Origin of the sequence: Allobosea sp. LjRoot9 (genome assembly GCF_964252745.1) — a bacterium.
GTDB lineage: Bacteria > Pseudomonadota > Alphaproteobacteria > Rhizobiales > Beijerinckiaceae > Allobosea.
On record NZ_CAXUPC020000013.1, the window covers coordinates 141,261 to 168,165 of the forward strand.

24 protein-coding genes are annotated in these 26,905 nt (G+C 66.9%); 13 read left to right on the forward strand and 11 right to left on the reverse strand.

Features of this window, described 5'->3' with window-relative positions; all coding sequences use genetic code 11:
* Positions 1–8 precede the first annotated feature (8 nt).
* Positions 9–695 (reverse strand): cysteine hydrolase family protein, encoded by a 687-nt coding sequence (locus tag ACSQ3P_RS30150; protein WP_436169102.1) that lies wholly within the window; start codon positions 693–695, stop codon positions 9–11.
* Between the two features lie 267 nt (positions 696–962).
* Here ACSQ3P_RS30150 and atzF point away from each other — a divergent pair, with 267 nt between their 5' ends.
* Positions 963–2,762 (forward strand): allophanate hydrolase, encoded by a 1,800-nt coding sequence (atzF, locus tag ACSQ3P_RS30155; protein ID WP_436169103.1) that lies wholly within the window; start codon positions 963–965, stop codon positions 2,760–2,762.
* A 3-nt stretch (positions 2,763–2,765) separates the two neighbouring features.
* On the opposite strand, the gene ACSQ3P_RS30160 is transcribed toward atzF, so the two are convergent.
* The 9 genes from ACSQ3P_RS30160 to ACSQ3P_RS30200 all read right to left on the reverse strand — a co-directional run bounded on the left by ACSQ3P_RS30160 (position 2,766) and on the right by ACSQ3P_RS30200 (position 13,757).
* Positions 2,766–3,452 (reverse strand): GntR family transcriptional regulator, encoded by a 687-nt coding sequence (locus ACSQ3P_RS30160; RefSeq protein ID WP_436169104.1) that lies wholly within the window; start codon positions 3,450–3,452, stop codon positions 2,766–2,768.
* A gap of 85 nt (positions 3,453–3,537) precedes the next feature.
* A complete protein-coding gene (gene hpxZ, locus ACSQ3P_RS30165; protein WP_436169105.1) occupies positions 3,538–3,918 on the reverse strand; it encodes an oxalurate catabolism protein HpxZ in 381 nt (126 codons plus the stop codon).
* A 151-nt stretch (positions 3,919–4,069) separates the two neighbouring features.
* Positions 4,070–5,770, reverse strand: a complete 1,701-nt coding sequence (locus ACSQ3P_RS30170; RefSeq protein ID WP_436169106.1) for a dipeptide ABC transporter ATP-binding protein — start codon at positions 5,768–5,770, stop codon at positions 4,070–4,072.
* Between the two features lie 160 nt (positions 5,771–5,930).
* Positions 5,931–6,821: an ABC transporter permease gene (locus tag ACSQ3P_RS30175; RefSeq protein WP_436169107.1), complete on the reverse strand. Its 891-nt coding sequence runs from the start codon at positions 6,819–6,821 to the stop codon at positions 5,931–5,933.
* A 76-nt stretch (positions 6,822–6,897) separates the two neighbouring features.
* The gene (locus ACSQ3P_RS30180; protein ID WP_436169108.1) at positions 6,898–7,911 is read right to left on the reverse strand and encodes an ABC transporter permease; all 1,014 of its coding nucleotides are present in this window, start codon (positions 7,909–7,911) and stop codon (positions 6,898–6,900) included.
* 122 nt (positions 7,912–8,033) lie between these two features.
* The gene (locus ACSQ3P_RS30185) at positions 8,034–9,629 is read right to left on the reverse strand and encodes an ABC transporter substrate-binding protein (RefSeq protein WP_436169109.1); all 1,596 of its coding nucleotides are present in this window, start codon (positions 9,627–9,629) and stop codon (positions 8,034–8,036) included.
* Positions 9,630–10,025: 396 nt separating this feature from the next.
* Positions 10,026–11,081, reverse strand: coding sequence for an ABC transporter ATP-binding protein (locus ACSQ3P_RS30190; RefSeq protein WP_436169110.1), 1,056 nt, complete (start codon positions 11,079–11,081; stop codon positions 10,026–10,028).
* The gene (locus ACSQ3P_RS30195) at positions 11,078–12,670 is read right to left on the reverse strand and encodes an ABC transporter permease (protein WP_436169111.1); all 1,593 of its coding nucleotides are present in this window, start codon (positions 12,668–12,670) and stop codon (positions 11,078–11,080) included. Before ACSQ3P_RS30195 ends, ACSQ3P_RS30190 begins: the two co-directional genes overlap by 4 nt.
* 82 nt (positions 12,671–12,752) lie before the next feature.
* On the reverse strand, positions 12,753–13,757 hold the full coding sequence (locus tag ACSQ3P_RS30200; protein ID WP_436169148.1) for an iron ABC transporter substrate-binding protein: 1,005 nt from the start codon (positions 13,755–13,757) through the stop codon (positions 12,753–12,755).
* Positions 13,758–14,262: 505 nt separating this feature from the next.
* Here ACSQ3P_RS30200 and ACSQ3P_RS30205 point away from each other — a divergent pair.
* From ACSQ3P_RS30205 to ACSQ3P_RS30215, 3 genes are all read left to right on the forward strand, one after another.
* A complete protein-coding gene (locus ACSQ3P_RS30205; protein WP_436169112.1) occupies positions 14,263–15,279 on the forward strand; it encodes a threonine ammonia-lyase in 1,017 nt (338 codons plus the stop codon).
* Between the two features lie 43 nt (positions 15,280–15,322).
* Complete coding sequence (locus ACSQ3P_RS30210; RefSeq protein WP_436169113.1) at positions 15,323–16,390, forward strand: glutamate cyclase domain-containing protein; 1,068 nt, start codon at positions 15,323–15,325, stop codon at positions 16,388–16,390.
* Positions 16,391–16,522: 132 nt separating this feature from the next.
* A complete protein-coding gene (locus tag ACSQ3P_RS30215) occupies positions 16,523–17,425 on the forward strand; it encodes a LysR family transcriptional regulator (RefSeq protein WP_436169114.1) in 903 nt (300 codons plus the stop codon).
* 18 nt (positions 17,426–17,443) lie between these two features.
* On the opposite strand, the gene ACSQ3P_RS30220 is transcribed toward ACSQ3P_RS30215, so the two are convergent.
* Positions 17,444–18,370 carry a LysR substrate-binding domain-containing protein gene (locus tag ACSQ3P_RS30220; protein ID WP_436169115.1) on the reverse strand — a complete coding sequence of 309 codons (927 nt, stop codon included), beginning with the start codon at positions 18,368–18,370 and terminating at the stop codon, positions 17,444–17,446.
* Between the two features lie 277 nt (positions 18,371–18,647).
* Here ACSQ3P_RS30220 and ACSQ3P_RS30225 point away from each other — a divergent pair, with 277 nt between their 5' ends.
* The 9 genes from ACSQ3P_RS30225 (at position 18,648) to ACSQ3P_RS30265 (ending at position 26,876) form a co-directional block, all read left to right on the forward strand.
* On the forward strand, positions 18,648–19,469 hold the full coding sequence (locus ACSQ3P_RS30225) for a putative hydro-lyase (protein WP_436169149.1): 822 nt from the start codon (positions 18,648–18,650) through the stop codon (positions 19,467–19,469).
* A 67-nt stretch (positions 19,470–19,536) separates the two neighbouring features.
* On the forward strand, positions 19,537–20,796 hold the full coding sequence (locus tag ACSQ3P_RS30230; protein WP_436169116.1) for an ABC transporter substrate-binding protein: 1,260 nt from the start codon (positions 19,537–19,539) through the stop codon (positions 20,794–20,796).
* A gap of 26 nt (positions 20,797–20,822) precedes the next feature.
* The gene (locus tag ACSQ3P_RS30235) at positions 20,823–21,701 is read left to right on the forward strand and encodes a branched-chain amino acid ABC transporter permease (RefSeq protein ID WP_311914119.1); all 879 of its coding nucleotides are present in this window, start codon (positions 20,823–20,825) and stop codon (positions 21,699–21,701) included.
* 2 nt (positions 21,702–21,703) lie between these two features.
* On the forward strand, positions 21,704–22,714 hold the full coding sequence (locus ACSQ3P_RS30240; RefSeq protein WP_436169117.1) for a branched-chain amino acid ABC transporter permease: 1,011 nt from the start codon (positions 21,704–21,706) through the stop codon (positions 22,712–22,714).
* Positions 22,711–23,445: an ABC transporter ATP-binding protein gene (locus tag ACSQ3P_RS30245; RefSeq protein ID WP_436169118.1), complete on the forward strand. Its 735-nt coding sequence runs from the start codon at positions 22,711–22,713 to the stop codon at positions 23,443–23,445. The genes ACSQ3P_RS30240 and ACSQ3P_RS30245 overlap by 4 nt, the downstream gene beginning before the upstream one ends.
* Complete coding sequence (locus tag ACSQ3P_RS30250) at positions 23,435–24,142, forward strand: ABC transporter ATP-binding protein (RefSeq protein WP_436169119.1); 708 nt, start codon at positions 23,435–23,437, stop codon at positions 24,140–24,142. Before ACSQ3P_RS30245 ends, ACSQ3P_RS30250 begins: the two co-directional genes overlap by 11 nt.
* Before the next feature lie 198 nt (positions 24,143–24,340).
* Positions 24,341–25,099, forward strand: coding sequence for a LamB/YcsF family protein (locus tag ACSQ3P_RS30255; protein ID WP_436169120.1), 759 nt, complete (start codon positions 24,341–24,343; stop codon positions 25,097–25,099).
* The gene (locus tag ACSQ3P_RS30260) at positions 25,096–25,854 is read left to right on the forward strand and encodes a 5-oxoprolinase subunit B family protein (protein WP_436169121.1); all 759 of its coding nucleotides are present in this window, start codon (positions 25,096–25,098) and stop codon (positions 25,852–25,854) included. The genes ACSQ3P_RS30255 and ACSQ3P_RS30260 overlap by 4 nt, the downstream gene beginning before the upstream one ends.
* On the forward strand, positions 25,851–26,876 hold the full coding sequence (locus ACSQ3P_RS30265; protein ID WP_436169122.1) for a biotin-dependent carboxyltransferase family protein: 1,026 nt from the start codon (positions 25,851–25,853) through the stop codon (positions 26,874–26,876). The genes ACSQ3P_RS30260 and ACSQ3P_RS30265 overlap by 4 nt, the downstream gene beginning before the upstream one ends.
* The last annotated feature ends 29 nt before the right edge of the window (positions 26,877–26,905 follow it).

The following is a 26,905-nucleotide window of genomic DNA, read 5'->3' on the forward strand; positions in this document are numbered from 1 at the left end:
CGTTGTGCTCAGGCAGCGCGCCTGGCAGCATTGAGCGCTGCCAGCACCTGACCTGTCGTGGAAACCCAACCGAAAATCCCGCCCTGGGCCGCGATCATGCGCAGACCCACCTCATGGAATTCCGGGAAATAGGAGGCGCAGGCATCACCGAGCACGAGGCAGCGATAGCCCCGGTCATTCGCCTCGCGCACCGTGGTGTGGACGCAGACCTCGGTCGTCACGCCGGTGACGAGCAGCGTCTCGATGCCGCGATTGCGCAACATCAGGTCGAGATCGGTCTGGTAGAAGGCGCCCTTGCCCGGTTTGTCGATCACCGGCTCCTCGGCCAGAGGCGCGAGCGCCGGAACGATGTCATGGCCGGCCTCGCCCCGGATCAGGATGCGCCCCATCGGGCCTGCCGCGCCGATGCGCTTCGTCGGATCGCCGCGCAAAACCTTGGCCGGCGGCGCATCCGACAGATCCGGCCTGTGCCCCTCGCGGGTATGGATCACCAGCATGCCGGCTTCGCGCGCGCCGGCCAGGATAGCCTGGCAGGGGCCGACCGCAGCGACGAGCAGCGAGACATCATTGCCGAGCGCGGCCCCGAACCCACCCGGCTCCAGGAAATCGCGCTGCATGTCGATGATCACGAGCGCGGTGCGCGCGAAATCGACGCTGAGCGGAAAAGGCTGGGCTGGAATCTCGGACCGGCTCACCGAAAGCGCTCCCGTCTGGCGAACGGAACGGGCTTTGCAAGGGCTATGCCTGAAAGCGAGCGAGCCTGACAGACCTGCCCTCCATCGAGGGGGATAACCATAAGATTATGGAATCACATGGAAATCAGAACAGCCATTTCGCCGGAACCGAAATTCTCCCCCGAAGCCGAGACAGGCCTCGGAACTGCCTATCGCGGTCATGCATAATCTTTGTATGCATTAAGCCAATAAATGCCTGTTTTGTAGCCTTCACCGAGAGACCTTGCCGTGCCCACTCTGAGCGCCCTCCTTGCCGACCATCTCGACGGCCGCGTCACGATCGCAGAGACGATCGCCGCCAGCTATGCGGGCCACCGCGCCCATGGCGATGCGGCCATCTTCATTAGCTTGCGGCCCGAGGCCGAGGTTCTGAGCGAGGCGCAACGCCTCCAGGCCGAGGGTCCGCGCGGCCGCAAGCTCTGGGGCGTGCCGGTTGCGGTAAAGGACAATATCGACGTCGCCGGCTTGGCCACAACGGCCGCCTGCCCGGCCTTCGCCTATACGCCGACCGCGGACGCCAGCGCCGTGGCGCGATTGCGCGCGCAAGGCGCGATCATCATCGGCAAGACCAATCTCGACCAGTTCGCCACTGGGCTGAACGGCACGCGCTCGTCCTATGGCGTGCCGCGCAACGCCTTGCGCGCCGATCTCGTGCCCGGCGGCTCCAGTTCCGGTTCGGCGAGCGCGGTCGCGGCCGGCATCGTCCCGGTTGCGCTCGGCACGGACACAGCAGGCTCGGGCCGCGTGCCCGCCGGCCTGCAGAACCTCGTCGGCCTGAAGCCGAGCCTCGGCCTCGTGCCCACAGCCGGCGTCGTGCCCGCCTGCCGCACGCTCGATTGCGTCTCCGTCTTCGCCTTGACGACCGACGACGCCTTCGCGGTGCTGGAGGTGATCGCAGGGCCTGATATCTCCGACCCCTTTTCCCGCCCGGTCCCTCTCGGCCGGCCCGGCGCGATCCCGCCGCAGTTCAAGCTCGGCATTCCAGGGGCTGCCGATCTCGATTTCGACGGCGATACCGAGGCGGCGCAAAGCTTCGCGCTGGCAGTCGAACGCGCCCGGTCGCTCGGCGCGACCATCGTGCCGCTCGACATGACGCCGTTCTACGACACCGCCCGCCTGCTCTATGACGGCCCCTGGGTGGCGGAACGCTTTCTCGCCATCCGCGACCTGCTGGCCCGCGACCCCGAGGCGATCCTGCCGGTGATCCGGCAGGTCATCGCCGGCAAACCCCTGCCGGACGCAGCCGATGCCTTCGCCGCGCGCTACAAGCTCGCCGAACTCGCGCTGGCTGCGAAGGCGGTCCTGAACGGCATCGACGCGATGATGGTGCCGACAGCACCGCGCCCGGTCACGCTGGCGCAGATGGCGGCAGACCCCATCGGCCAGAACTCCATGCTCGGCCGCTACACCAATTTCGTGAACCTGCTCGATATGTGCGCGCTCGCCGTGCCGGTGAGCCTGACCGAAGGCGGCACGGCAGCGGGCGTCACCTTCATCGCGCCAAGCGGCCATGACGCGGCGCTGGCCGGCCTCGGCCGCGCCTTCCATGCCGCATCCGGCCTGACCTTGGGCGCGACGGGCACAAACGCGCCGGTGCTGGCGGCGCGGCTCATCGCCTCCGCTCCCGGCACGATCGAGATCGCCGTCGTCGGCGCGCATCTCTCCGGCATGCCGCTCAACGGCGAATTGACCGGGCTCGGCGCGAACTTCCTGCGCGCGACGACGACCACGACCGACTACCGCCTCTTCGCCCTCCCCGGCGGGCCGCCGGCTCGGCCCGGCCTGGTGCGCGTCGCGCCCGGTCAAGGCGCAGCGGTCGCGCTCGAAGTCTGGGCGCTGCCAGCGGAAGGTTTTGGCCGTTTCGTCGCCGGCATCCCCTCCCCGCTCGGCATCGGCACGCTCGCCTTGGCGGATGGCACGCGGGTCAAGGGCTTCCTCTGCGAGGCCATCGCCACCGAAGGCGCGCGCGACGTCACGGAATATGGCGGGTGGCGGGCTTATGTCTCGGCGCAGGTGGGAGCGGCGTGAGCCTCACCGCGCCTCGGCATAGCTGCTGAAGGCATCGCGCACGATGCCGATATGGGCTCGCATTGCCTCGGTTGCGCCGGCCTGATCGCCGCGCAGGATCGCCTGCACGATCGTATCGTGCTCCTGATAGGAACCACCCAGCCGCCCCGTGGCGCGGAACTGCGCCCGGCGAAACGGCGCGACGCGGGCACGCGTCATCAAGGTGAGCTCGGCGAGATAGCCATTATGCGTGCCGGCATAGATCGCGGCGTGGAAGGCCTCGTTCGTCTCGTGATAGCGCGCCGGGTCGCCCTCATGCACGAGCGTGCGCAAGGCCTGGTGCAGCGCCTCGAGCCCGCGCCGCTCCGGCACCGTCATATTGCGGGCGGCGAGCCCGGCGCAGAGCCCTTCAAGCTCCGCCATAACCTCGAACATGTCATGGAGCTGGCTCGGCGTCGGCAGCGCTACCACCGCGCCGCGATGCGGCCTGACGCTGACCAGCCCGGAACTCGAGAGCTGGCGGATCGCCTCGCGGACCGGCGTGCGCGAGACGCCGAAGCGCGCGGCGAGCTCCTGCTCGTCGAGCGGCGTGCCGGGCTCGAGCGCGCCCGAGACGATCTCATCGGCAATCTGGAGCCGCAAGCTTTCCGTACGCGTGCGCGGCGGGGCTGCGGGCTTAACTCCAACGGCGGCGGCGCGGCGAGGCGGCATGGATCAGGACCGGGAATTCAGCGGAAGTGCGGCCACCCGCTTAGCAGGCCAGAGCGTGTGGGTCATGGCGCAACGCAACCGGGCGTCATTCCGCGATCACGCTGACATGGGCGCTGACGACCCGCCAGCCTTCCGGGAACTTGACCCAGGTCTGGCTTTGCCGCCCGATCTTGCCGGCCATGCTGTCGCGCCGGAACAGCGTGTTGGCCGTGGCCATGGCATCGCCGTAAGCGGTGATGACGGTGCGCTCGATCGTGCGCATCACCCCCACCGGCGAGCGCGCCGCGCGGAAGGCGGCGATCTCGGCGTAGCCATAGAGATTTTCGCCGACCCCGTAGCGCAAGGTCTGCGGGCTGTCCTTGAACAGCGCATCAAGCGTCTCGACATCATTGGTCGTCAGCGCCGTCTCATAAGCAGCAAAAGCGGCCTCGACTTCGGCAAGCACGGCGGGGTCGTTGATCTTCATTCGAATCTCCAAATTATCGTCATTCCGGGGCTTCGCAACGCGAAGAACCCGGAACCCACGACCGGGTGAGCTTTGGGGGCAAGGATGGATCGCCCGGTCGTGGGTTCCGGGTTCGCGGCTTTGCCGCGCCCCGGAATGACATGGGTTGGTATCACACCGGCGGGTGAGGAATCGCAGTCAGCAATTCCTGAGTGTACGCCGCCTGCGGATTGCCCAACACCTCCTCGGCCGTGCCCTCCTCGACGATCGCGCCGGTCTTCATCACGATGACCCGGTCGCAGAGCAGCCGCACCACGTTGAGATCATGCGAGACGAAGAGATAGCTCATGCCGAGCCGCCCCTTCAGCTCCTCCAGCAGGTTCAGCACCACGGCTTGAACCGAGACATCGAGCGCCGCCGTCGGCTCGTCCAGGATAACGAGATCGGGGTCGAGCGCGATGGCGCGTGCGATGCCGACACGGGCCTTCTGCCCACCGGAAAGCTGGTGCGGAAAGCGGTCGATCAGTTCGACCGGTAGGCCGACGAGCCGCGCCAGCTCCTCGCAGCGGGTGCGCAACGCATCGCGGCCCGAAATCCCGCCCATGCGCAGGATCGGGTCGGCAATCGCCCGCTCCGCCGTGAAGCGCGGGTTCAGGCTGTCGGTCGGGTCCTGGAAGACCATCTGGATGCGCCGGCGATACGGCGAGGCCGCGAAAGATTTGGCGGGAATAGCTCCGATATCGGCGCCGTCAAAGACGATGCGCCCACCGCTGGGGTCGATCAGTCGCGTGATCATCATCGAGGTCGTCGATTTGCCGCAGCCGGATTCGCCGACGAGCCCGAGCGTCTCGCCCCTGGCGAGCGTGAAGCTGATACCGTCGACTGCGCGAAAAGCGGCTTTCTCCGGCTCCGCCTTGCCCCTGAGCTTGGCGAAGAAGGCACCCGTGGCAGGTCGCGGATACTCCTTGACCAGGCTTTCGACCCGCATCAGCGGCTCAGTCCCCGCGGGCGTCACCTGAGGCGCCTTCGCCTCGGCAGGCGGCCCCTTTGGCGCATCCGGCAACAGATCGGCAAGCGACATGCCGATGCGCGGCGTCGCCTGCATCAGCTTGCGGGTATAGGGGTGCTGCGGATTGCGGAAGATGTCGGCGGCGGCAGCCGTCTCCACCACCTTGCCCTTCTCCATCACCACGACCCGGTCGCAATAGGCCGCCGCCAGTCCGAGATCATGGGTGATCAGGATCGTCGACATGGCCCGCTCGCGCGTAAGCTCGACGATCAGGTCCATCACCGCCTTCTGGGTGGTCACGTCGAGGCCCGTCGTCGGCTCGTCGGCAATCAGCAATTGCGGCTGGCAGGCGAGCGCGAGCGCGATCACCACGCGCTGGCACATGCCGCCCGAGAGCTCGAAGGGATAGGCATCGTAGCGCTCCTCGGGGCGGGCGATCTTGACCTTGGTCAGGGCCTCGATCGCCTTTTCCCTGGCGGTCGCGCGCGTCGCCTGGACATGCTGCAGCAACACGTCCTCGATCTGCCGACCGACCTTGCGGATCGGGTTCAGCGCCGCGCGCGGGTTCTGGAAGATCATCGAGATCTCGCGCCCGCGCAGATCGCGCATCTGCGCTTCGTCAGCCGTGACGAGGTCGATGCCGGAGAACGAGATCGCGCCCTCGGCGACACGGCCCGCCCGGTCGAGGATGCGCACCACGGCATAGGAGGTCACCGACTTGCCCGAGCCGGACTCGCCGACGATCGCGACCGTCTCGCCCTTGGCGACCTGGATGTCGATCGACTTGACAGCCTGGACCGCGCCGCGGCGCGTGGCGAATTCGACGGTGAGGTTCTTGATGTCGAGAAGAGGTGGAGAGGTCATCGAGCACGCCCCTTGTCATTCCGGGGCTCGCGCAGCGAGAACCCGGAACCCACGACCGGGTGAGAGCTGATGATCAGAAAGGCCGTGCCCCTGGCCGTGGGTTCCGGGTTCGCGGCTACGCCGCGCCCCGGAATGACAGAGGTCAATGCTTGGGTTCGCATCAATTCCTCCGCTGCGGATCGACGAGATCGCGCACGCCATCGCCGAGCAGGTTGAAGCAGAACACCGCGATCATCAGGGCCAAGCCCGGAAAGAAGGCGATCCACCATTCCCCGGAGACGATGAAACCAGCCCCTTCCGCGACCATGATGCCCCATTCAGGTGTCGGCGGGCGCACGCCCAAACCGATGAAGGAGAGGCCCGCCGCATTCAGGATGGCATAGCCCATGGTCAGCGACATCTGCACCGCCATGATCGGCATGATGTTGGGCAGGATCTGCGTCAGCAGCAGCCGCCAGTCGGAATTGCCCGAGAGCCGCGCCGCCTGCACGAACCCGGCCTCGCGACGGACATTCGCCTCGGCGCGGGCGACGCGGGCATAGAGCGGGAAATTGATGATCGCCGTAGCCAGCACGATATTGGTGACACTGTTGCCGAGCGCCGCGACGATGCCCATCGCCAGCACGAAGAGCGGGAACGCCATGATCGTGTCGGCGATGCGCCCGACCAGCTTATCGACCCAGCCACCAAAGAAGCCGGCCATGATGCCGGCAAGCCCGCCGAGCACGAAGACGAGCGCGACCGAGAACACCGCGATCGAGAAATCGAGCCTTGTCGCTGCGATGACGCGGCTGAAGATGTCGCGGCCGAGTTGGTCGGTGCCAAACCAGTGCGCACGGCTTGGCGCCTGCAGCGCTGCATTGGTGTTCGAGGCCAAAGGATCATAAGGCACGATCGAGGGGCCGATCAGCGCCGCCAGCAGGATCAGCGCAAACAGCCCGAAGGCGAGCCCCGTCACCGGGTTCTCCGCCACGATATGGCGCGCATGCGCCCACAGGCTGGTCGAAGGCGGCGCCTCGAAGCGCAATGCCTGCACAGAATCGGTCAGCAAGGGTTCGACAGGCAGGGATCCGGCAGGAACGGGCTCGGGTTCTTTTTTTAGGATTTGGGACATGTCGTTCACGGCTTCACCCCTCCAGCCTGACGCGGGGATCGATGACGCCGTAGAGCACGTCGATCATGAGGTTCAGCGCGACATACATCACCGCCATGGTCAGCACGAAACCCTGGATCGGGGCGAAATCCGAAGCGATCAACGCCTCGACCGCATAGGAGCCGATGCCCGGCCAGGCAAAGACCTTCTCGACCAGCACATTGGCGCCGAGCAGGAAGGAGAACACCATGCCGAGCGTCGTCACCACCGGCAGCATGGCGTTGCGGAAGGCATAGGTGCCGATGACCTTGCTATTGGTCAGGCCGCTGGCGCGCGCCGTGCGGACGAAATCGGCGCCGAGCACCGCCAGCATCGAGGCCCGCGTCATCCGGGTGATCGGCGCGAGCGAGAAGATGGCGAGCGTCACGGCCGGCAGGATGAGCTGCGAGAAAGCGGCGCGAAATCCTTCGAGATCGCGCGCAAGCAGCATGTCGATCAGCAGAAAGCCGGTGACACCAGGCGGCTCGGAGGCAAAGACGTCGAGCCGCCCGAGCGGCGCCGGAGACCAGCCGAGCAGGAAGTAGAAGACATAGACCAGCAAGAGCCCGGTGAAGAACACCGGCAACGAGACGCCCGCCGTCGCGACGATCCGGCAGAGATGGTCGACCCAGGAGCCCTGCTTGACGGCGGCGAGCACGCCAAGCGGCAGCGCCACCGCCATGGCGAGGAGCAAGCCGACAAGCGTCAATTCGGCCGAGGCCGGAAGCCTCGCGGCGATGTCCCTGGTCACCGGCTGGCCGGTCGTCAGCGACTGGCCGAGATCGCCCTTCAGCAATGCCGTGACATAGGAGACGAACTGCACCGGCAGCGGCTGGTCGAGGCCAAGCTTGCCGCGGATCTCGGCGATGGCCTGCGGTGATGCCGCGGGCCCGGCGAAATAGGCGGCGGTGTCGCCCGGCAGGACCCGTGTGAGCAGGAAGGTGACGATGATCACGCCGATGATCGACGGGATGGTCGTCATAAGGCGCTGGCCGATCATCTTGAGCATGGCTTGGCCTCCTTCAACAGGTTTCGGAACCGTGTCGTCATTCTCGGGCGAAGCGAAGCGCAGACCCGAGAATCTCTGTCAGGAGATGCTCGGGTCTGGCCCGAGCATGACGAACGGGTCGCTCACCCCTTCGTCAGGTAGCGGAAATCCGGCTCGCGGCAGGGCTGGAACTGGTAGCCGCCGATCGACTTCTGCATGGCGACGTCATGGGTCGGCTGGGCGATCGGCACCATCGGCACCTCGACGTTCACCAGCTTGATGAACTCGACGACGCTCTTGTCGTAAACCGCCTTGTCGGCGGTGAAGCGGGCCTCGTCGACCAGCTTGTCCAGCGCCGGGTTCTGGTAGGCGGCGATGTTGAAGATCGAATTGTTGCCGTGCATCGTCCAAAACAGATAATAGTCGGGATAGTCGAGCCAGCCGGCAAAGCGATTCAAGACCATCGGGTTGGTCTTCTTCTGGATCTCGCCGCGGAAATTGGCGCCCGGCACCTTCGAGATCTCGACATTGATGCCGATGGTTGCGAGCGCCTCCTTGATCAGCACCGACATAGGCTCGGCCACCGTCGCATTGCCGGCGTCGAACAGCAGCGTCGTCGAGAAGCCGCCGCCGGCGGCATCGACCAGAGCCTTCGCCTTGGCGACGTCCGTCTTGTAGGGAAAGGGTTGCGGCCAGGCGACCTTGGGCGTCTCCGGTCCGCCGGACATGTCGACGCCACGGCCGAACAGCGAGGCCTGCAGCATCTTCTCATAGGGCATCACCCAGGCGACCGCCTGACGCAGGCGGACATCCTTGAACGGCCCGACCTGCGTGTTGAGATAGCAGCCCCAGACGCCGTTGGGGATCGGCACCCCGACGACATTGACCTTGCCGGCATCAGCCAGATCCTTGAAGTCCTTCGGCGGCAGACCGTAGGAGATGTCGGCGTCGCCGCGCTCGATCAGCGCCCGGCGGGTCGAGGGCGAGGCAATGTCGCGCGCAATGATGCGGCGCAGGCTCGGCAGCTTGCCGCAGGTCCAGGCATCGTTGCGGACATAGATGGTCTCGACGCCGGGCTTCCAGCTCTCGACCTTGTAGGCGCCGGAGCCTGCGATGTTGTTCTTGAGATAGTCCTTGGCCCAGGGGTCGTCGCCGCCATTCTTGATGGCGAGCTCGGAGTCGAACACGAAGGGGATGGTGACGGCCAGGTTCGGCAGCGTCATCTTGTCCTTGCGGATGAAGTCGATGCGCAGCGTCTTGTCGTCGACCACGACGAATTGCTCGGGCTTCTCCAGCGAGCCGGCATTCATCTGCGTCGTGGCGAAGCCGCCGATCGAGACCGCGCGGTCGAGCGACCATTTGACGTCTTTGGCCGTGACCTTGCGCCCGGAATGGAAGGTGGCGTCGCGCAGCTTGAAGGTGCAGCTCATGCCATCCGAGGCAAGCTGCCAGCTTTCCGCCAACTCGCCCTCGAGCTCGCCCATCGCGATCGTATTGCCGCCACCGCCCGGAATCGGCACCGGCTTGAAGCGCAGCAGCCGATCATAGCAATTCAGCGCCACGCCATTGACCGGCTGCGACGAGCCGATGCCCTGCATGTCCAGGCTGTTGGGGCCGTATTCCTGCACCAGCAGCAGCGTCTCGCTGCGGCTTACCGCCTGGGCCTGCGCAGCGCCGCCGCGGGCGATGAAAGGCAGGCTGAGGCCGGCAGCGATGGCGGTGCGGCGTGTGATTGTCATGGAACGATCCCTCGATGCGCGGACAGGCTGACATGCGCCAGCAGCCTTGGAACGGCGCCGGCAGCGGAAAGATGCCCCTCTCATGCACAGAGCGTGCCGCCCCAAATCGCGAACGAAAGCGCGGCGCCGGCGGCTGAATCCGACCTCGCGCGCGGCACCACAGCGCGGCAGAAGCCAATTTTCCCCGTGATTGCCGCCTGTTCGCGCTGAAAGCGACGTCTAGCCCGCGATCGACAGCGCTTGCCGAATGAAGCGCGTCAATGAACGCCACGGCAGGCGCTTGGCCAGATTACATGCATCTTGTATGCACGATGGCGATCATAGCCTATTTAATAAGCAGCTTGTGGAACCGCCTGCATCGAAGGCACGGCTGGACGGCGTTGCCGGTCGCAGACTCTACCGCTCGAGGATATGCGCCCCGCCCTGCACCTCGAGCCGGACGCGCGAGCCTGTCACAGGCAAATCGCGGCCCGGCGAGCGGACGAGGATGCGGGTCCGCGCCTCCCCGAAGACGACCCCCACGGTGATGGCGCAGAGCGCCCCACCGAACTCGACCTCCTCGACCTCGCCATGGCAAGCGCGAGCCTCCTGCCCGCCGGCAACTGCGGGTGAAAGACTGATCTGCTCGGGGCGCAGCATGATTTCGCCGGAGCCACGACGCGCTCCGGTCGCGGCTGGAATGCGCCCGAGCGCGCAATCGACGAAGCCCTCGCCCAACTGCGCCTCCAGCACCGTCGCATCGCCGAGGAAGAGCGCAGTCTCGCGGTCCTTCGGCTGCCAGTAAAGCGTGGCGGGCGCGCCGGCCTGCATCAACCGCCCTCCCCGCAGCACCGCGACCTGATCGGCGAAGGACAAGGCCTCGGCCTGGTCATGCGTCACCATGATCGCGGTGATGCCGGCCTGGCGCAGCACCCGCATCACCGATTTGCGCACCGCCTCGCGCAAACCCGTATCCAGCGCCGAGAACGGCTCGTCGAGCAGCATCAGCGCCGGCCGGCGCGCCAGCGCCCGAGCCAGCGCCACGCGCTGCTGCTGGCCGCCGGAGAGCTCATGTGGGCGGCGGCGCAGCATGGCACGGTCGAGCTCGACCATCTCCATCAGCTCGTTGACACGCTGGTCGCGCTCCGGGTCGCCAGCCTCGATCCCGAAGCCGATATTCTCGGCCACGCTCAGATGCGGGAACAGTGCCCCGTCCTGCGGCACATAGCCGATGCCGCGCAGATGCGCCGGCGCGATCAATGGCCCGTCCGCCAGCATCTGGCCGTTCAGCGTCACGCAGCCGGCATCGGGCGCATCGAAACCGGCGATGATGCGCAGCAGCGTGGTCTTGCCGGAGCCGGAGGGACCGACGATCGCCGTGCGGCTGCGCGCCGGCACGGTGAGATCGACGCCCTCCAGCGCGATCTGCGGACCGTAGCGCTTGCTCAGGCCGGTGACGTCGAGAAGGCTCACCGTCCGGCGACCCGTCGCGATTGCGCATGCAGGAGCGCCGTCAAAGGCAAGGACAAGGCGATCATCAGCGCCGCATAAGGCGCGGCTGCCGCATAGTCGAGCTCATTCGTCAGCGCCCAGAACTCGGTCGCGAGCGTGCGCGTGCCATTGGGCGCGAGCATCAGCGTCGCCGTCAGCTCAGTGGTGACGCCCATGCCGACGAGCGCCATGCAGGCGGCGACGCCCGGCGCCGCGAGCCGCATCGTCACCGAAAAGATCGCACCGACCGGCCTGCGCCCGAGCGCGATCGCAGCGCGCTCGAGCTCGACCGGCACCTGCGCGATGCCGGCGCGCAGGCCCACCAGCGCGCGCGGCAGGAACATCAAACCATAGGCAAGCAGCACCGTCGCGACCGTCTGGTAGAGCGGCAAGGCGACCCTGACCGTGATCGTGACCAAGGCAAGCGCGACCACGACGCCGGGCAAGGCGCCGACATAGTAATGGCAGCCTTCGAGAACCCGCTGCAGCCGGCCCGGCGCGCGCACCGAAAGCCAGGCCATCGGAATCGCCACGAGCGTCGTCGCCAGCGCCCCGCCGGCAGCATAGAGCAGCGTCTCGCCGAAAGCTGAGGCCAGCTCCCGTGCCTGCCAGATCCCGCTGCCGCCGGCGACGAGCCAGCGGCCGAGCGCATAGGCCGGCACGCCGAGCGCAAGCCCGCTCAGCGCGAGCGGCAGCAGCATGGCAACCCAGCGCGCCCGGCCAAGACGGCGGCGCGAGGCCGGGCGCGGCGCGCCCGAACCGACCCGGGCATAGCGCGCATCGCCCCGGATCAGCAGCTCGAGCCCGAGCAGGCCGAGGCAGGAGAGCACGAGCACGCCCGCCAGCATGTTCGCGGCCGGCCCGTTATAGCTCGACTGGAACTGGTCGACGATCGCGGTGGTGAAGGTGTCGAAGCGGATCATCGCGTAGAGGCCGTATTCGGCGAGCAGATGCAGGCCGATCAGCAAGGAGCCGCCGCAAAGCGCAATCCGCAATTGCGGCAGCACGACACGCAGGAACACCCGCCAGGGCGTGAGCCCCAGCGAAGCGGCGGCATCTTCCATCGCCGGGTCGAGGCGGCGCAACTGCGCCGCGACCGGCAGATAGAGAAACGGCAGATAGGCCAGGACCGAGACGAAAATGGCGGCGAAAAGCCCGTGCATCCCCGGCGCGACGCCGATCCAGGCATAGGACTGCACGAAGGCCGGGATCGCCAGCGGCGCGACTGCGAGCCAGGACCAGAGCCGCGCGCCCGGCACGTTGCTGCGCTCGGTCAGCCAGGCGAGCGCCACCGCCAGCACGATGCAGGGCGGCAGGGTCAGCGCTTCGAGCAGCGCGGTATTGACCAGCAATTCGCCGACGCGCGCTCGGAAGATCAGGGCGGACGCCGTCTCCCAGCCGGTCTGGAGCGTGATCCAGAGGATGAAACCGAGCGGCAGCAGCGTGACGAGCGAAACCAGCGCCGCCAGCCCGAACAGGGATTTGGCCGCGAGCTGCCGGACACGGCGCAGCGGCAAGGGCTGCGTCGTGATGACGGGATAGGCTCGCAAAGGCTGCGCCTGCACGCTCATGAACGCTATCGAACCAGCCAAAAGGCAATGCGGAGCGACGGCGCGGACACGAGTCACGCTGTCGCCCCTTATGACCGAGACCTCAGAGCAGCCCGGCAGCCGTCATCAGTTCGGAGACCTTCTTGCTGTCGAGCTTGGAAGGCTCAACCTTCGGCGCGTGCAATTGCGCGACCGGCTCCAGCTTCGGGTTCGATTCCGCGCCCGTGGCGATGGCGTATTCAAAGCTGTCGCCATCCCGCAGCACAGCCTGGCCATGCTTGCCCGCCATCCACTTCACGAAAGCTTCGGCCTGCTCCTTATGCTTGCTCGAAGCCAGCACGCCGGCGCCCGAAGTGCTGAGGAAGGCGCCGGGATCGCCGTTGCGGAAATAGTGCAGCCGAACATTGCTGCTGTTCTCGCCCGTCTTCGCCTGATCGCCGAAATAATAGTAATGGTAGATCACCGCGCCATCGACTTCGCCGGCATTGACTGCCTTCATGGCGACGCTGTTGCCGCGATAGGCGGTGGAGTTCGCCTTCATCGCCTTGAGCCATTCGGCCGTGACCTTCTCGCCCTTGAGCTCGAGCAGCGCGCCTACGATCGCCTGGAAGTCGGCGCCCGAGGGCGAGGCCGCCCAATGGCCCTTCCACTTCGCGTCGGCGAGATCGAGCAGCGACTTCGGCAGGTCGGCCTCCTTCAGCTTGCGCGTGTCATAGACGAAGACGGTGCTGCGCGCCGCGACGCCGACCCAGCGCCCGCTCGACGGCCGGAAATTCGCCGGCACCTGCGCCAGCACGTCCTTGGGCAAGGTCTCGAACAGCCCGGCCTTCTCGACCAGCACCATCGCCGGCGAATTCTCGGTGACGAAGACATCGGCGGGCGAAGCCGCGCCTTCCTGGACGATCTGGTTGGCGAGTTCGGTGTCGCCGCCCTTGCGGATCGTCACCTTGATACCGGTTTCCTTGGTGAAACCGTCGGCCCAGGCCTTGGTCAGGCTTTCATGCTGCGCGTTATAGACGGTGATGCCCTCATCGGCGGCGCGGACGGCGTGCGACGCGCCGGACAGGATCAAGGCGAGCCCGGCGGCGCGCATCAGGGAAGACGGCATCAGTGTCATGACAACCTCTGCAACTCCGGTCCTGCGGGGGAGGCGGACCAAGTATCGAGGCTTAGATTCCCGGAGCCGGAAGCTGTCAATTTCTATGTTTTTTCCTTATAATAATTACAAACTAAGAGAACCGCGCACGCGAATTCGTGATTTGACCACGAAACGGCGCAAAACGCGCATCATCCAGGCCCGGCCGCAAAGAAGTTCTCCGGCGAGGTACCGTCGCAATGCTGCGCAGGATTGCCAGCCGCAACGGCTCGTATGACTGTTTGAGATGACCCACAGCCCTCCTCTCGAGGGGCCATTCCCTAGGGAATGGCCCCTCGAAGGATGCTCGCAGAGGCTCCTGAACCACCTGGAACATCCTTCGCGACGCTGCTTCGCGGCTCCTCAGGACGCAGGTTCAACTCTCGAATAAGTCCAGCTTATCCTTGATAATAAACAGATAGAATTTGACTGATACACCGCCTCGACTAGCGTCTCCACGTAAATCGGAGATGAAGACGTGCTTGGCTCAACGAACAAGATTGCCCGGAATAGCAATGCAACGTTCGGTGTTGACCTTGCCGATATTGAAGCCGCTGCCGGCCGCATCCACGGGAAAGCTGTCAGGACGCCTCTGATCCGCAATGACGAGCTCGACAAACGCCTGTCGGCGCGCGTGCTGCTGAAAGCGGAAACCTTGCAGGTCACCGGCTCCTTCAAGTTCCGCGGCGCTCTCAACCGCGTCTCCAGGATGACACCGGAGGAAAGGCTTGGCGGCATCGTCGCCTGGTCCTCGGGCAATCACGCTTTGGCGATTTCGGCCGTAGCGGCCCGTCACGGCATCAAGGCGACGATCCTGATGCCGTCCGACGCACCGCGCGCCAAGATCGAGGGCGCCGAGCGCTTTGGCGGCACCGTGCGCCTCTATGACCGGCTGACCGAGGTGCGCGAGGAGATCGGCGGCGAGATCGCCCGGGCGACCGGCGCCGTGATCATCCCGCCCTATGACGATCCAGACATCATGGCCGGCCAGGGCACGGTCGCGCTCGAATGCGCCGAACAGGCCCGCGAACTCGGCGCCGCGATCGACCTCATGCTGGTCGCCTGCAGCGGCGGCGGCCTTGCGGCTGGAACTGCCGTCGCGATGAACGCCGTCTCGCCCGCAACCAAGATCTATTGCGTCGAGCCGGCCGGCTTCGAGGATACCATCCGCTCGCTCGCCTCCGGCCGCCGCGAGGGCAATGCGCCCGGCGCCAAGAGCCTGTGCGATGCGCTGCAGGTGCAGATCCCGGGCGAACTGACCTTCCCCGTCAACCAGGCCCTGCTCGCCGGCGGCATCGCCGTCACCGATGCCGAGGTTCGGCATGCGATGCGCGTCGCTTACGACCTGACGAAGCTCGTGGTCGAGCCCGGCGGCGTCGCGCCGCTCGCCGCAATCCTTGCCGGCAAGCTCGATGTCGCCGGCAAGACCGTCGCGCTCGTGCTCAGCGGCGGCAATGTCGACCACGACAAATTCAGCGCCTGCATCGCCGACTGAGCCCGCCCGACATCGGCGCCCTTCCTAGAGAACCGGACTTCCCATGCTTTCCAGCGATTCACCGCTCTATGGCCGCATCGCCGCGACCATCGACCAGTTCATGACGATCGACCTCACCGGCGTCGGCCTGATCGGCAACATCCATGCGGCGCTGGGCCAACGCCAGCCCGGGCCGATCTGCATGGGCGCGGCCGAGATCATCGTCCGCGCGGTCAAGGAGAAGGGCGGGCCCGTCTTGATCGCGACGGGCTTTCCCGAGGGCGGCGGCGTGCCGGAGACCGACGGGCCGGTCGGCGCGGCATTGCTGGCGCGGGCGCTGTTTCTCGGCCTCGGCGTCGAGAGCGTGATCGTCGTTGACGAGGATTGGGAGGCGATGATGCGCCAGACCTGCCTCGGCGCCGGCCTCTCCCCCATGCCCTTCCCCACTTCGGGCGTCATCGAGCCGATCGCCTTCCTGCGCCCGGTCTATATCCGCACCATCCCCAAGGATGCCGAGGGCAGCCGCACCATCAGCGACGACCTGCTGGAGCGGACCCGGCCGAGCCTGCTGATCGCGATCGAGCGTCCCGGCTGCAACGCCAACGGGCTCTATCACGGCCTGGGCGGCCGCCCGCTCGACGGCATGGTCGGCGATCTCGACTATCTCTTTCGGACCGGCAAGGAGCTCGGCCTGCCCTTCATCGGCATCGGAGACGGCGGCAACGAGCTCGGCATGGGCGTGATCGCGCAGGACCTGCCGCGGTTTTCGCCGAAGGCTGCCGATTGCGGCATCCCGGGACGCGGCGGCGTTGCGGCAGCAACCGCGGCCAGCCATCTCGTCATCGCCAATGTCTCGAACTGGGGCGCGACCGGCATCATCGCTGCGCTCTCGGCCCTGCTCCAGAACGAGGTCGTCTTCCATGAGCCGGAGCTGGAGGTGCGCTGCATCGAGCAATGCGTTGCGGGCGGCGGCGTAGACGGCATGTTCATGGCGCCCGAACCGGCAGTCGACGGCATCTCCGCCCTGGAATGGGAGGGGCTGGTGCGCACGCTGCGGGCCTCGGTGCTCAGGGCGCTCGGGCATTCCGTCAACTGGAAGGGCGATCGCGGCGACTGGCGGCAGGTGAACTAGCAGACGCGCCGCGCAGGCCGTCTCCGTGACCCTCACCCCGGCCTGTGCTAGCCAAAAGGCCGCGACGGTCGACAATCCGGCTTCCCTCTGTTTCGGCCGCTTTGCCTCGACGCCTGGAGACGCGCAGCGAACATGACGGATTTTCGCAGCCTCGAGCTGTTCTACTGGGTCGCGGAGCTGAACAGCTTCAGCAAGGCCGCCGAGCGGGCGAACACGACCCAGCCCGCCGTCTCCCAGAGGATCGCCGCGCTCGAGGCTGAGTTCGGCGTCAAACTGTTCGAGCGCAATTCGCGCTCGATCAGCCTGACGCATCAGGGCCGCAAGCTGGTCGACTATGCCGAGCGCTTCCTGCTGCTGCGCACCGAAATGGTCGCCGATGTCGGCTCGACCGTCGCGATGAAAGGCATCCTGCGACTGGGCGTCTCGGAGACGATCGCGCAGACCTGGCTGAGCCGCTTCATGGAGCGGGCCCATGCCGTCTATCCCAACATCGTCATCGACCTGACGGTCGATGTCTCCCCGACCATGCGCGACCTGCTCGGGCGCGGCGAGCTCGACCTCGCTTTCCTGCTCGGGCCGCTTGGCGATCCCACCATGGCCAATCGCGAGTTGTGCGCCTATTCGCTCGCCTTCATCGCCTCGCCGGATCTCGACATCGGCGAGGAGCCGCTGAGCCTCGCGCGGATCCGGAGTTTCCCGATCATCACTTATCCCAAAGCGACCTCGCCCTATCCCCGTCTGCGCGAGGCGCTGAACGATCCGAGCCTGCCGCCGCCGCGCATCTTCGGGAACTCCTCGCTCACCACCATCGTCCGGATGACACTCGACCGGATCGGGCTCAGCGTGATTCCGCCCATCGTCGTCCAGAAGGAGCTGTCGGAAGGACGCCTGCGCATCGTCCAGACCTCGCTCACCGTGCCCGACCTCGTCTTCACCGCCGCCTTCCCTCTGGCGCTGATGGGAGGCCTTGCCCAGCCCATGGCCGAGCTCGCCCAGGAGGTCGCGCGCCAGTTCGAGGTCGCGCCCGGCGCCTGACCGGGCTCGCCCGCCGGCTCAGCCTGCCCGCGCTGCCCGGCCCTTTGCCGCGGGAGCATGGAGCATCGCTTCGTTCTTCACTGCTGCAGCGATCGCCGCCTCCTCGGCAAAGGCCCGGATCAATGGCAGGCGCCGCGACACCTTCGGCCAGAGCAATCCGATGGAGCGGAAGGGCGCGTCCATGATCGCGATCTTGCGGACCGAAACACCCTGGGGCCAGGGCGGCAGCCAGTCGGGGATCAGGGACACCCCGAGCCCCCGGTCGACCAGCACCGTGATCGCCTCGATCGAATCCAGCTCGTACTGCTCGCGCGGGCGGATGCGCTGCGCCCGCAGGAACTGATCGACCGTGCGCCCGCCCCAATGGTTCCGGTCGTAGCGGATGAAGGGCTCGTTCTTCAGGATGACGACCGGATCGTTCTCCGTGGTCCATCTCGGCGCGATGACCAGGAGCGGCTCCTGCCGCAATGGCAGCCAGTCCAACGTTTTCGGAAGGGTGAAGTTCGGCTTGATGGCGATCACGGCATCGAGCGTACCGTCGAGCAGCTTCGGATAGAGATCCGTCGAGGTGCCGGGCAGGATGTAGAGTTCGATCCCGGGCCGGTTGCGCTTCAGCGCCAGCAAGATGTCGGGCAGCAGACCGCTTAGCACCGTATGGATCACCCCGATCCTGAGCAGGCCGACATCCAGCGGGCCGGACGCCGCCGCCTTGATGTCGCCGGCCGCACTCACGATCAGGCGCGCATCAGTGAGGATCGCAGCGCAGGCCGCCGTCGGGCCCATCGCATTGCCGGAGCGCTGGATCAGCGGCGAGCCGATCTCGTCCTCCAGCGCCTTGATCCGCTGCACCACAGCCGATGGCGTCACGTTCAGCAGGCGCGCGGTCCGCGTCAGCGAGCCGGTCTCCACCACCGTCAGCAAAGTCTGGAGGAAACGCGTCTCCATTTGCAGATTCTCTTAAAACCGAAAGCGAAGAAACACGTCTTTCATTTTGGTGCGGGGCCGTCAAACTAGGCTTGCCTCACCTGCCGTTCAGACCGCAGCGCCCGCCAGGGCGCATCGGCCTTTATGCGATGTTTCTCAAACCCTTGCGGGCGCCGCCCAGCTCGCCGGGGCTTCTATAATTGGAGCTTATCGCGGTCGATCCCGATTCAAGATTGGACGGGCTCACGCAACGATGTGCCAATCGAACCGCAACCGGCAGGAAGGGACCATGAGCACGATGAATCAGATCACTCCCGCCGCGACAACCCAGGGCTCCAGCGACATCGCAGCCGCGCAGGCGATCCGGCTGGCCTGCCGCAACGGCTCCCTGACCGGCACCACCTCCGGCCTGGCCCCAGGCTTCGTCCAGGGCAACCTCGCCGTCCTGCCCGCCGATCTCGCCGCCGACTTCCTGCGCTTCTGCCAGGCCAATCCGCGCCCCTGCCCGATCATCGGCGTCTCCGATGTCGGCAGCCCCAAGGTTCCGGTGCTCGGCCGTGACCTCGATATCCGCACCGACCTGCCCGGCTACCGCGTCTGGAAGGATGGCGAACTCGTCACCGAGACCGGCGATGTCAGCGAATGGTGGCGCGACGATCTCGTCTCCTTCGTCATCGGCTGCTCGCTCTCCTTCGAGGAGGCGCTGCTCGACGAGGGCATTCCGCTGCGCCATGTCGAGCGCAGCATCCGCGTGCCGATGTTTCGCACCAGCATTCCCTGCGCGCCGGCGGGCCGCTTCTCCGGGCCGATGGTCGTCTCGATGCGCCCGCTGAAGCCAGCCCAGGCCATCCGCGCCATCCAGATCACCTCCCGTTTCCCTGCCGTCCACGGCGCGCCCGTCCATATCGGGCATCCCGAGCAAATCGGCATCCGCGACCTGTCGAAGCCGGATTATGGCGACCCGGTCGAGGTCCTGCCTGATGAGATCCCGGTGTTCTGGGCCTGCGGCGTCACACCGCAATCGGTCATCGCCGAGGTCAAGCCGTCCTTCGCCATCACCCATGCGCCCGGCTGCATGCTGGTGACCGACCGCCGCAACACGGAGTTCGCGATCATCTGAAGAGCCGACTGCGAGAGATCCAAACAAGGGGCCGAAGAGCCCATCCATCACGAAGAGGGGTTACATCATGAATCGTAGAGAACTGCTGCTCGGCGGAGCCTCCGCCATGTCCTTCGCCGCTGCTGCCGGCTTCGCCGGGGCAGTCCAGGCCCAGGCCACCCGCGAGGTCGTCATCGGTGTGATCTATCCGATGTCGGGCGCCAGCGCCCAGGTCGGCATCGACGCCCGGCACGCCTTCGAGACCGCGCTCGACATCGTCAACAACGACCATGCGCTCGACCTGATCGGCGCCAAGGGCGCAGGGCTCGCGGCGCTCGGCGGCGCCAAGCTGCGGCTGGTCTTCGCCGACCACCAGGCCGACCCGCAGAAGGGCCGCGCCGAGGCCGAGCGCCTGATCACCCAGGAGAAGGTCTCCGCCATCATCGGCTGCTACCAGTCTTCTGTTTCCGCCACGGTGAGCGCCGTCACCGAGCGTTACGGCGTGCCGTTCCTGTGCGCCGATTCCTCCTCGCCCAGCCTGCAGCGCCGCGGCATGAAGTTCTTCTTCCGTCCAGCCGCACAGGACGAGATGTTCTCGGCCGCGATGTTTGATTTCTTCGATGCGCAGAAGGCCAAGGGCAAGAAGATCGACACTGTCGCGCTCTTCTTCGAGGACACGATCTTCGGCGTCGATTCCTCCAACGTCCAGCGCAAGCTTGCCACCGAGCGCGGCTACAAGATCGCGGCCGACGTCAAATACCGCACCAATTCGCCCTCGCTGACCGCCGAGGTCCAGCAGCTCAAATCCGCCGATCCCGACGTGCTGATGCCGTCCTCCTACACCACGGACGCGATGCTGCTCGTCAAGACGACGGCCGAGCTCGGCTACAAGCCCAAGAACCTGGTCGCCCAGGCGAGCGGCTTCTCGGAGCAGGTCACCTATGACGCGGTCGGCGACAAGCTGCGCGGCGCGATCACCCGCGCCAGCTTCTCGCTCGATCTGGCGGCCAAGCGCCCGTTCATCGCCACGGTGAACGACATGTTCAAGGCGCGCTCGACCCGCGACTTCAACGACAACAGCTCGCGCCAGTTCATGGGCCTGCTGCTGCTGGCGGAAGCGATCAACCGCGCCGGCACGACCGACGGCGCCAAGGTGCGCGACGCGCTGGCCGCGACCGATATCCCCGGCACCAGCACGATCATGCCCTGGGCGCGCGTGCGCTACGGCGCCGACGGCCAGAACCCCGATGCGAGCCCCGTCCTCCTGCAATATGTCGATGGCAAGTTCGTCACGATCTTCCCGACCGATGTCGCGATCGCCGGTGCGATCTGGCCGATGAACGGCTGACGCTCCACAGGCGGAAGGAAATTCACATGACGGCGCAAGCACTGGCTCAAGTGCTTGCGAGCGGCCTGCTGATGGGGCTCATCTACGCCCTGATCGCAGTGGGCCTCTCGCTCATTTTTGGCCTGATGGATGTCGTGAACTTCGCCCATGGCGAGTTCCTGATGACGGCGATGTACGTGGCCTTCGGGCTGGTGTTCCTGACCTCCCTCGATCCCGTCCTGCTCATGCCCATCGTCGTCGCCGTGCTCTTCGGCGTCGGCGCGGTGGTCTATCTCGGGGTCGTGCGCTTCGCGATGCGGGCCAAGGCCAATCAGGGCATGGTGCAGATCTTCGCGACCTTCGGTCTCGCCACCCTGCTGCAGGGCGCCGCCCAGTATTTCCTGACGCCCGACTACCGCAGCATCGGCAACTCCTGGCTCGGCGGCAAGACGCTCGAACTCGGCGGCGTCTTCCTGCCCTTGCCGCAGATCTTCGGCGGGCTGGTCTCGATCGCGGCCTTCGGCGGCCTCTATCTCTTGATGTCGCGTACCGATTTCGGCAAGGCGCTCGAGGCGACCCGCGAGGACCAGGGCGCGGTCGCGCTGGTCGGCATCGACCGCAACCGCGTCTTCACGCTGGGCTGGGGGTTAGGGGCCGCGCTCGTCGGCCTGGCCGGCGCGGTGCTTGCGATCTTCTACTACATCCACCCGCAGGTCGGCGCGACCTTCGGCCTGATCGCCTATGTCACGGTGGCGCTCGGTGGCTTCGGCAGCGTCTTCGGCGCGCTGGTCGCCGGCATCATCGTCGGCTTCGTCGAGGCGCTGACCGCCGCCATCCTGCCGCCGGCGATGAAGTCGCTGGGCATCTACATGCTGTATCTCGGCGTCGTCTTCGTGCGGCCGAGCGGCCTTTTCGGAAAGCTCTGACCATGACAGCAGACGCGCTTTCCCCTCCCCGCACGGCCGGCATGCTGCCGCAGCGGCGCAAGCAGCTCCTCACAGCTGCCCTCGTCTTCGCGGCCGTCGCGGCCTCGCCCTTCCTCGTCCGCGACGTCTATCTCCAGAACGTCCTGATCCTGACCCTGCTCTACGCCGCCGTGTCGCAGAGCTGGAACATCCTGGGCGGCTATTGCGGCCAGATCTCGCTCGGCCACGCGCTCTATTTCGGCATCGGCGCCTACGCCACCTCGGTCCTGTTCGTCACCTATGGCGTCGTGCCCTGGGGCGGCATGCTGGTCGGCGGCGTGCTCTCGGCGGCGGTCGCGCTCCTGCTCGGCTATCCCTGCTTCCGGCTCAAGGGCCATTATTTCTCGATCGCGACCATCGTCATCGCCGAGATCGGTTTGCTGCTCATCCATAACTGGGACTTCGTCGGCGGCGCGCTCGGCATCCAGTGGCCGTTCGGCTCCGACAGCTGGTGGACGCTGCAATTCGCCCGCGACAAGGTGCCTTACGTCCATCTCGCGCTCGGCCTGCTGGCCGTCACCTGGTTCGTCACCTTCCTGATCGAAGGCTCGCGCTGGGGCTATTGGTGGCGCGCCGTCAAGGACAATCCCGAGGCCGCCGAGAGCCTCGGCGTCGAGATCTTCCACTCCAAGATGGCGGCGGCTGCCGTCTCCGCCTTCTTCACCGCAGTCGGCGGCAGCTTCTATGCCAGCTTCCTGGCCTATATCGATCCGGAAAGCGTGATGAGCTTCCGCTTCTCGCTGCTCTTCGCCTTGCCCGCCGTGCTCGGCGGCATCGGCACGCTGTGGGGGCCCTTCGTGGGCGCCGCGATCCTGATCCCACTCACCGAGATCACGCGCTCCTATCTCGGCGGCTCCGGCTCCGGCATCGACCTCATCATCTATGGCGGCTTGATCATGGTCGTCTCACTGGCCAAGCCCGAGGGCATCCTCAGTCTGTTCCAGCGCAAGGCGAAGCGGGAGGCACGGTCATGAACACTGACACCCTGCTCAGCGTCGACAACGTCACGCGGCGCTTCGGCGGCCTCGTCGCCAATGCGAATGTCTCGATCACCGTCCAGCGCGGCGAGATCCTCGGATTGATCGGCCCCAACGGCGCCGGCAAGTCGACCCTGTTCAACCTCGTTGCCGGGACCTTCCCGCCGAATGAGGGGCGCATCCTGTTCGAGGGCGAGGACATCACCACCCTCTCCGCCCCGCTCCGCTGCCAGCGCGGCATCGCCCGCACCTTCCAGGTCCCGCGCTCCTTCGACTCGATGAGCGTGCTGGACAATGTCATGGTCGGCGGCTTCGTCCGGGCGCGGAGTGCCGCCGCGGCCCGCGCCATCGCCTATGAGACGCTGGAATTCGCCGCCCTCGCCCATCGCGCCGGGGCCTCGGCGGGCGACCTGACGCCACCCGAAAAACGCCGCCTCGAAGTCGCGCGAGCGCTCGCGACCAAGCCCAAACTCCTGCTGCTCGACGAGGTCATGACCGGCCTGACGCCGAGCGAGGCGCGGCTCGGCGTCGAGCTCGTCCGCAAGGTCCGCGACCAGGGCGTCACCGTGGTCATGGTCGAGCATGTCATGGAGATCGTCATGCCGCTGGTCGACAGGGCCGTGGTGCTCAATCTCGGCACGGTCCTCGCCGAGGGCAAACCGCATGACGTCGTCCGCAACGACGCCGTCATCACCGCCTATCTGGGGGAGAGACACCGTGCTGCTTGAAGTCTCCTCCCTGACCACGGCCTATGACGGCCTGATCGCAATCTCGGATATCTCGCTCTCCGTGGCCGAAGGCGAGATCGTGGTCGTCGCTGGCGCCAACGGGGCCGGCAAATCGACGCTGCTCAAGAGCATCTCGGGCATGGAACGGCCACGCTCCGGCGAGGTCAGCTTCGACGGCGAGCGCATCAGCGGTCTCCCCGGGCACGAGATCACCGCGCGCGGCGTCGCCTATGTGCCCGAGAATCGGCGCCTGTTTCCGCGCCTGTCGGTGTCCGATAATCTCCGGCTCGGCAGCTATCTGCATCGCGCCAAGGCCGATCGCGAACAGCCGCTCGAACAGGTCTTCACGCTCTTCCCGCGCCTGAAGGAGCGCCTGCCGCAGCGGGCCTCCACCCTCTCGGGCGGCGAGCAGCAGATGCTCGCCATCGGGCGGGCCTTGATGACGCGGCCGCGCATCCTGATGCTCGACGAGCCCTCGCAGGGCATCATGCCCAAACTCGTCGACGAGATCTTCGAGGCGGTGCTGGCCATCCGCAAGGCCGGCGTCACCGTCCTGCTCGTCGAGCAGCGCCTGGCCGAGAGCCTGGAGATCGCCGATCGCGCCTATGTCTTGCAGACCGGGCGGGTCATCCTCTCAGGCACGGCGGCCGAGGTGCGCGACAACCCCGACATCCGCAAGGCCTATCTCGGCATCTAGAGCGTTGTTGAGCGAAATGGACACCGGTTCCCCCGCGACAAACGCGAAGCGTTTGCGCGGAGAAAACGCGTTAAAACAAAGAGCTAGAGCGGTTGAACGATCCAATCGGATCGGAAACTGCTTTAGGCGCTTGGCCGCGCGCTCGTGTTCCCCCGAACCAGCGCGCGGCCAAACTGCCGGAAAGAGCGAGGAGATGTGATGCTCTCGATCGATCTGAATTCCGATCTCGGCGAAGGCTTTGGCGCTTATCGCTGCGGCGATGACGAGGCGATGCTGGCTGTCGTCACCTCCGCCAATGTCGCCTGCGGCCTGCATGCCGGCGACCCGGAAATCATGGCGCGCGCCTTCGCCGTCGCCCGCGAGCGCGGCGTCGCGGTCGGCGCCCATCCCGGCTTCCCCGATCTCTGGGGCTTCGGCCGCCGCCGCATTCCGTTCTCGACGGGCGAGATCGAGCGCCTCGTCGCCTATCAGGTGGGCGCGGCAGCGGCGCTCGCCGCCTATGCCGGTCACCGCATCGGCTATGTCAAACCCCATGGCGCGCTCGGCAACATCGCCGCCGAGGATCGCGGCGTGGCGGATGCGATCGCCCGCGCGGTCAAGGCGGTGGATCCCGGTCTCGCCATGCTCGCCATCGCCCTGACCGAGCAGGTCGCGGCCGGCGAGGCTGCCGGGCTTGCCGTCCATCAGGAGATCTTCGCCGATCGCGGCTACACCGACGAAGGCCAGCTCATCGCCCGCGACAAGCCCGGCGCATTGATCACGGATGCCGACGAGGCCGCCGGCCGGATGGTCGAGATGGTCACCGAGGGCGTGATCATCACCGCCTCCGGCAAGCGCCTGCCGACGCAGATCCACTCGATCTGCGTCCATGGCGATTCCGACCATGCGGTCGCCACGGCAAGGCGCGTGCGCCAGGCCCTGGAGCAGGCCGACCTGCGCCTGGCCGCCTTCCGATGAGCCACGACGGTCCCGACCAGGAAGACGGTCCCGGCCAGGCGCAGCCACGCTTCCTCGACGCTGGCGAGGCGGCGCTGGTCGTCGAGTTCGGCCGGACGGTCGATCCCGCGATCAACGACCGCGTGCTCGCGCTCGACGCCGTCTTGAGCGCCGACCTGCCCGCCGGCATCCGCGAGCTCGTGCCGACCTATCGCTCGCTCATGATCCATTACGACCCGCTGCGGATCGCACGCCAGGCACTGGTCGAGGTGGTGACGGCGCGGCTCTCCGCCCCCGCCGCGACGACACGCATCGCCAGCCTCTGGACCATCCCCTGCTGCTACGAGCCGCCCCATGGCGAGGATCTCGCGGAGATGGCCGGCGTCATGGGTCTTTCGCCGACCCAAATCGTGAGCAGCCATGTGGCGGCGACCTACCGCGTCTACATGTACGGCTTCGCCCCTGGCTTCACCTATCTCGGCGGCCTCAGCGAGGACATTGCGGTGTCGCGGCGCAGCAAGCCGCGCCCGCCGCATGCGGCCGGCGCCGTGCTCGTCGGCGGCGGCCTCAGCGCCATCGCGACCTTCGCCATGCCGACCGGCTGGTATGTCGTCGGGCGCACGCCCGAGCGGCTTTATGCACCGGAGCGGCCCGAGGCCTTCCTGATGGAGCCCGGCGACAACCTGCGTTTCGAGCCGATCGATGCCGCGACCTTCGCGGCACTTGAGGCGCGGGTCCAGGTGGGCGAGGTCGTGGCCCGGAGGACCACGCCATGACGGCGGCGCTGCGCCTGCTCTCGGCCGGCCCCGGCGCCACCATCCAGGATGGCGGCCGCCACGGCTTTCTGCGCTATGGCGTCACCGGCGCGGGGCCGATGGACCCCTTCGCCCATGCGGTCGCGAACCGCGCGCTTGGTAACCCCGCCAATGCCGCCGCGATCGAGGTCTCGCTCGGCGGCATCGAGGTCACCGCCGAGGGCGCTCCCGTGGCGGTCGCCGTCGCGGGCGGAGAGTTCGCGATCGCACTGGACGGGCAGGCGCTGCCGCCCGCGACCGTCGCACTCGTCGAGCCCGGGGCCAAGCTCAAGCTGCGCGCCGGGCAGGCCGGCAGCTGGTGCTATCTCGCCGTGACGGGCGGCCTCGACGTGCCGAAGGCCCTCGGCTCCGCCTCGACCCATACGCGCTCCAGCCTCGGCGGCCTGGACGGTCGGGCGCTCACAGCCGGCGACAGGGTCGCTATCGCGGCGAACGCCGATGACGGCGTCGAGACCGGCTTGATCGTCGCGCCGATGCTCGACCGGCCGGCGGAGACGATCCGCGTCATCCTGGGGCCGCAGGACGATTATTTCGCGCAGGACCAGATCGCCGCCTTCCTCGCCGGCCCCTGGCGGATTTCGGCGCGGGGCGACCGCATGGCCTGCTTCCTCGAAGGCCCGACGCTCACTCATGCGCAAGGCTTCAACATCGTCTCCGACGGCATCGCCATGGGCGCGATCCAGGTGCCGGGCGAAGGCCAGCCGATCGTGCTGATGGCCGACCGTCAACCGACGGGCGGCTATCCCAAGATCGCGACGATCATCGGGCCCGATCTCGGCCGGCTCGCGCAGGCGCGCCCCGGAACGGCGCTGCGCTTCCGCGCCGTCGACCATGCCGAGGCGGTGGCGGCGCGCGCGCAGGAAGCGGCCTTCCTCGAGGCGCGCCCTCTCATCGAACCGCTGATCCGCACGCGCTTCAGCTCGGAATTCCTGCTCGGGCTCAATCTGATCGACGGCTGCGTCGACGCTTGCGCGCCGGGCTGACCACTCTTTCCAACCACCACTCATGAAAG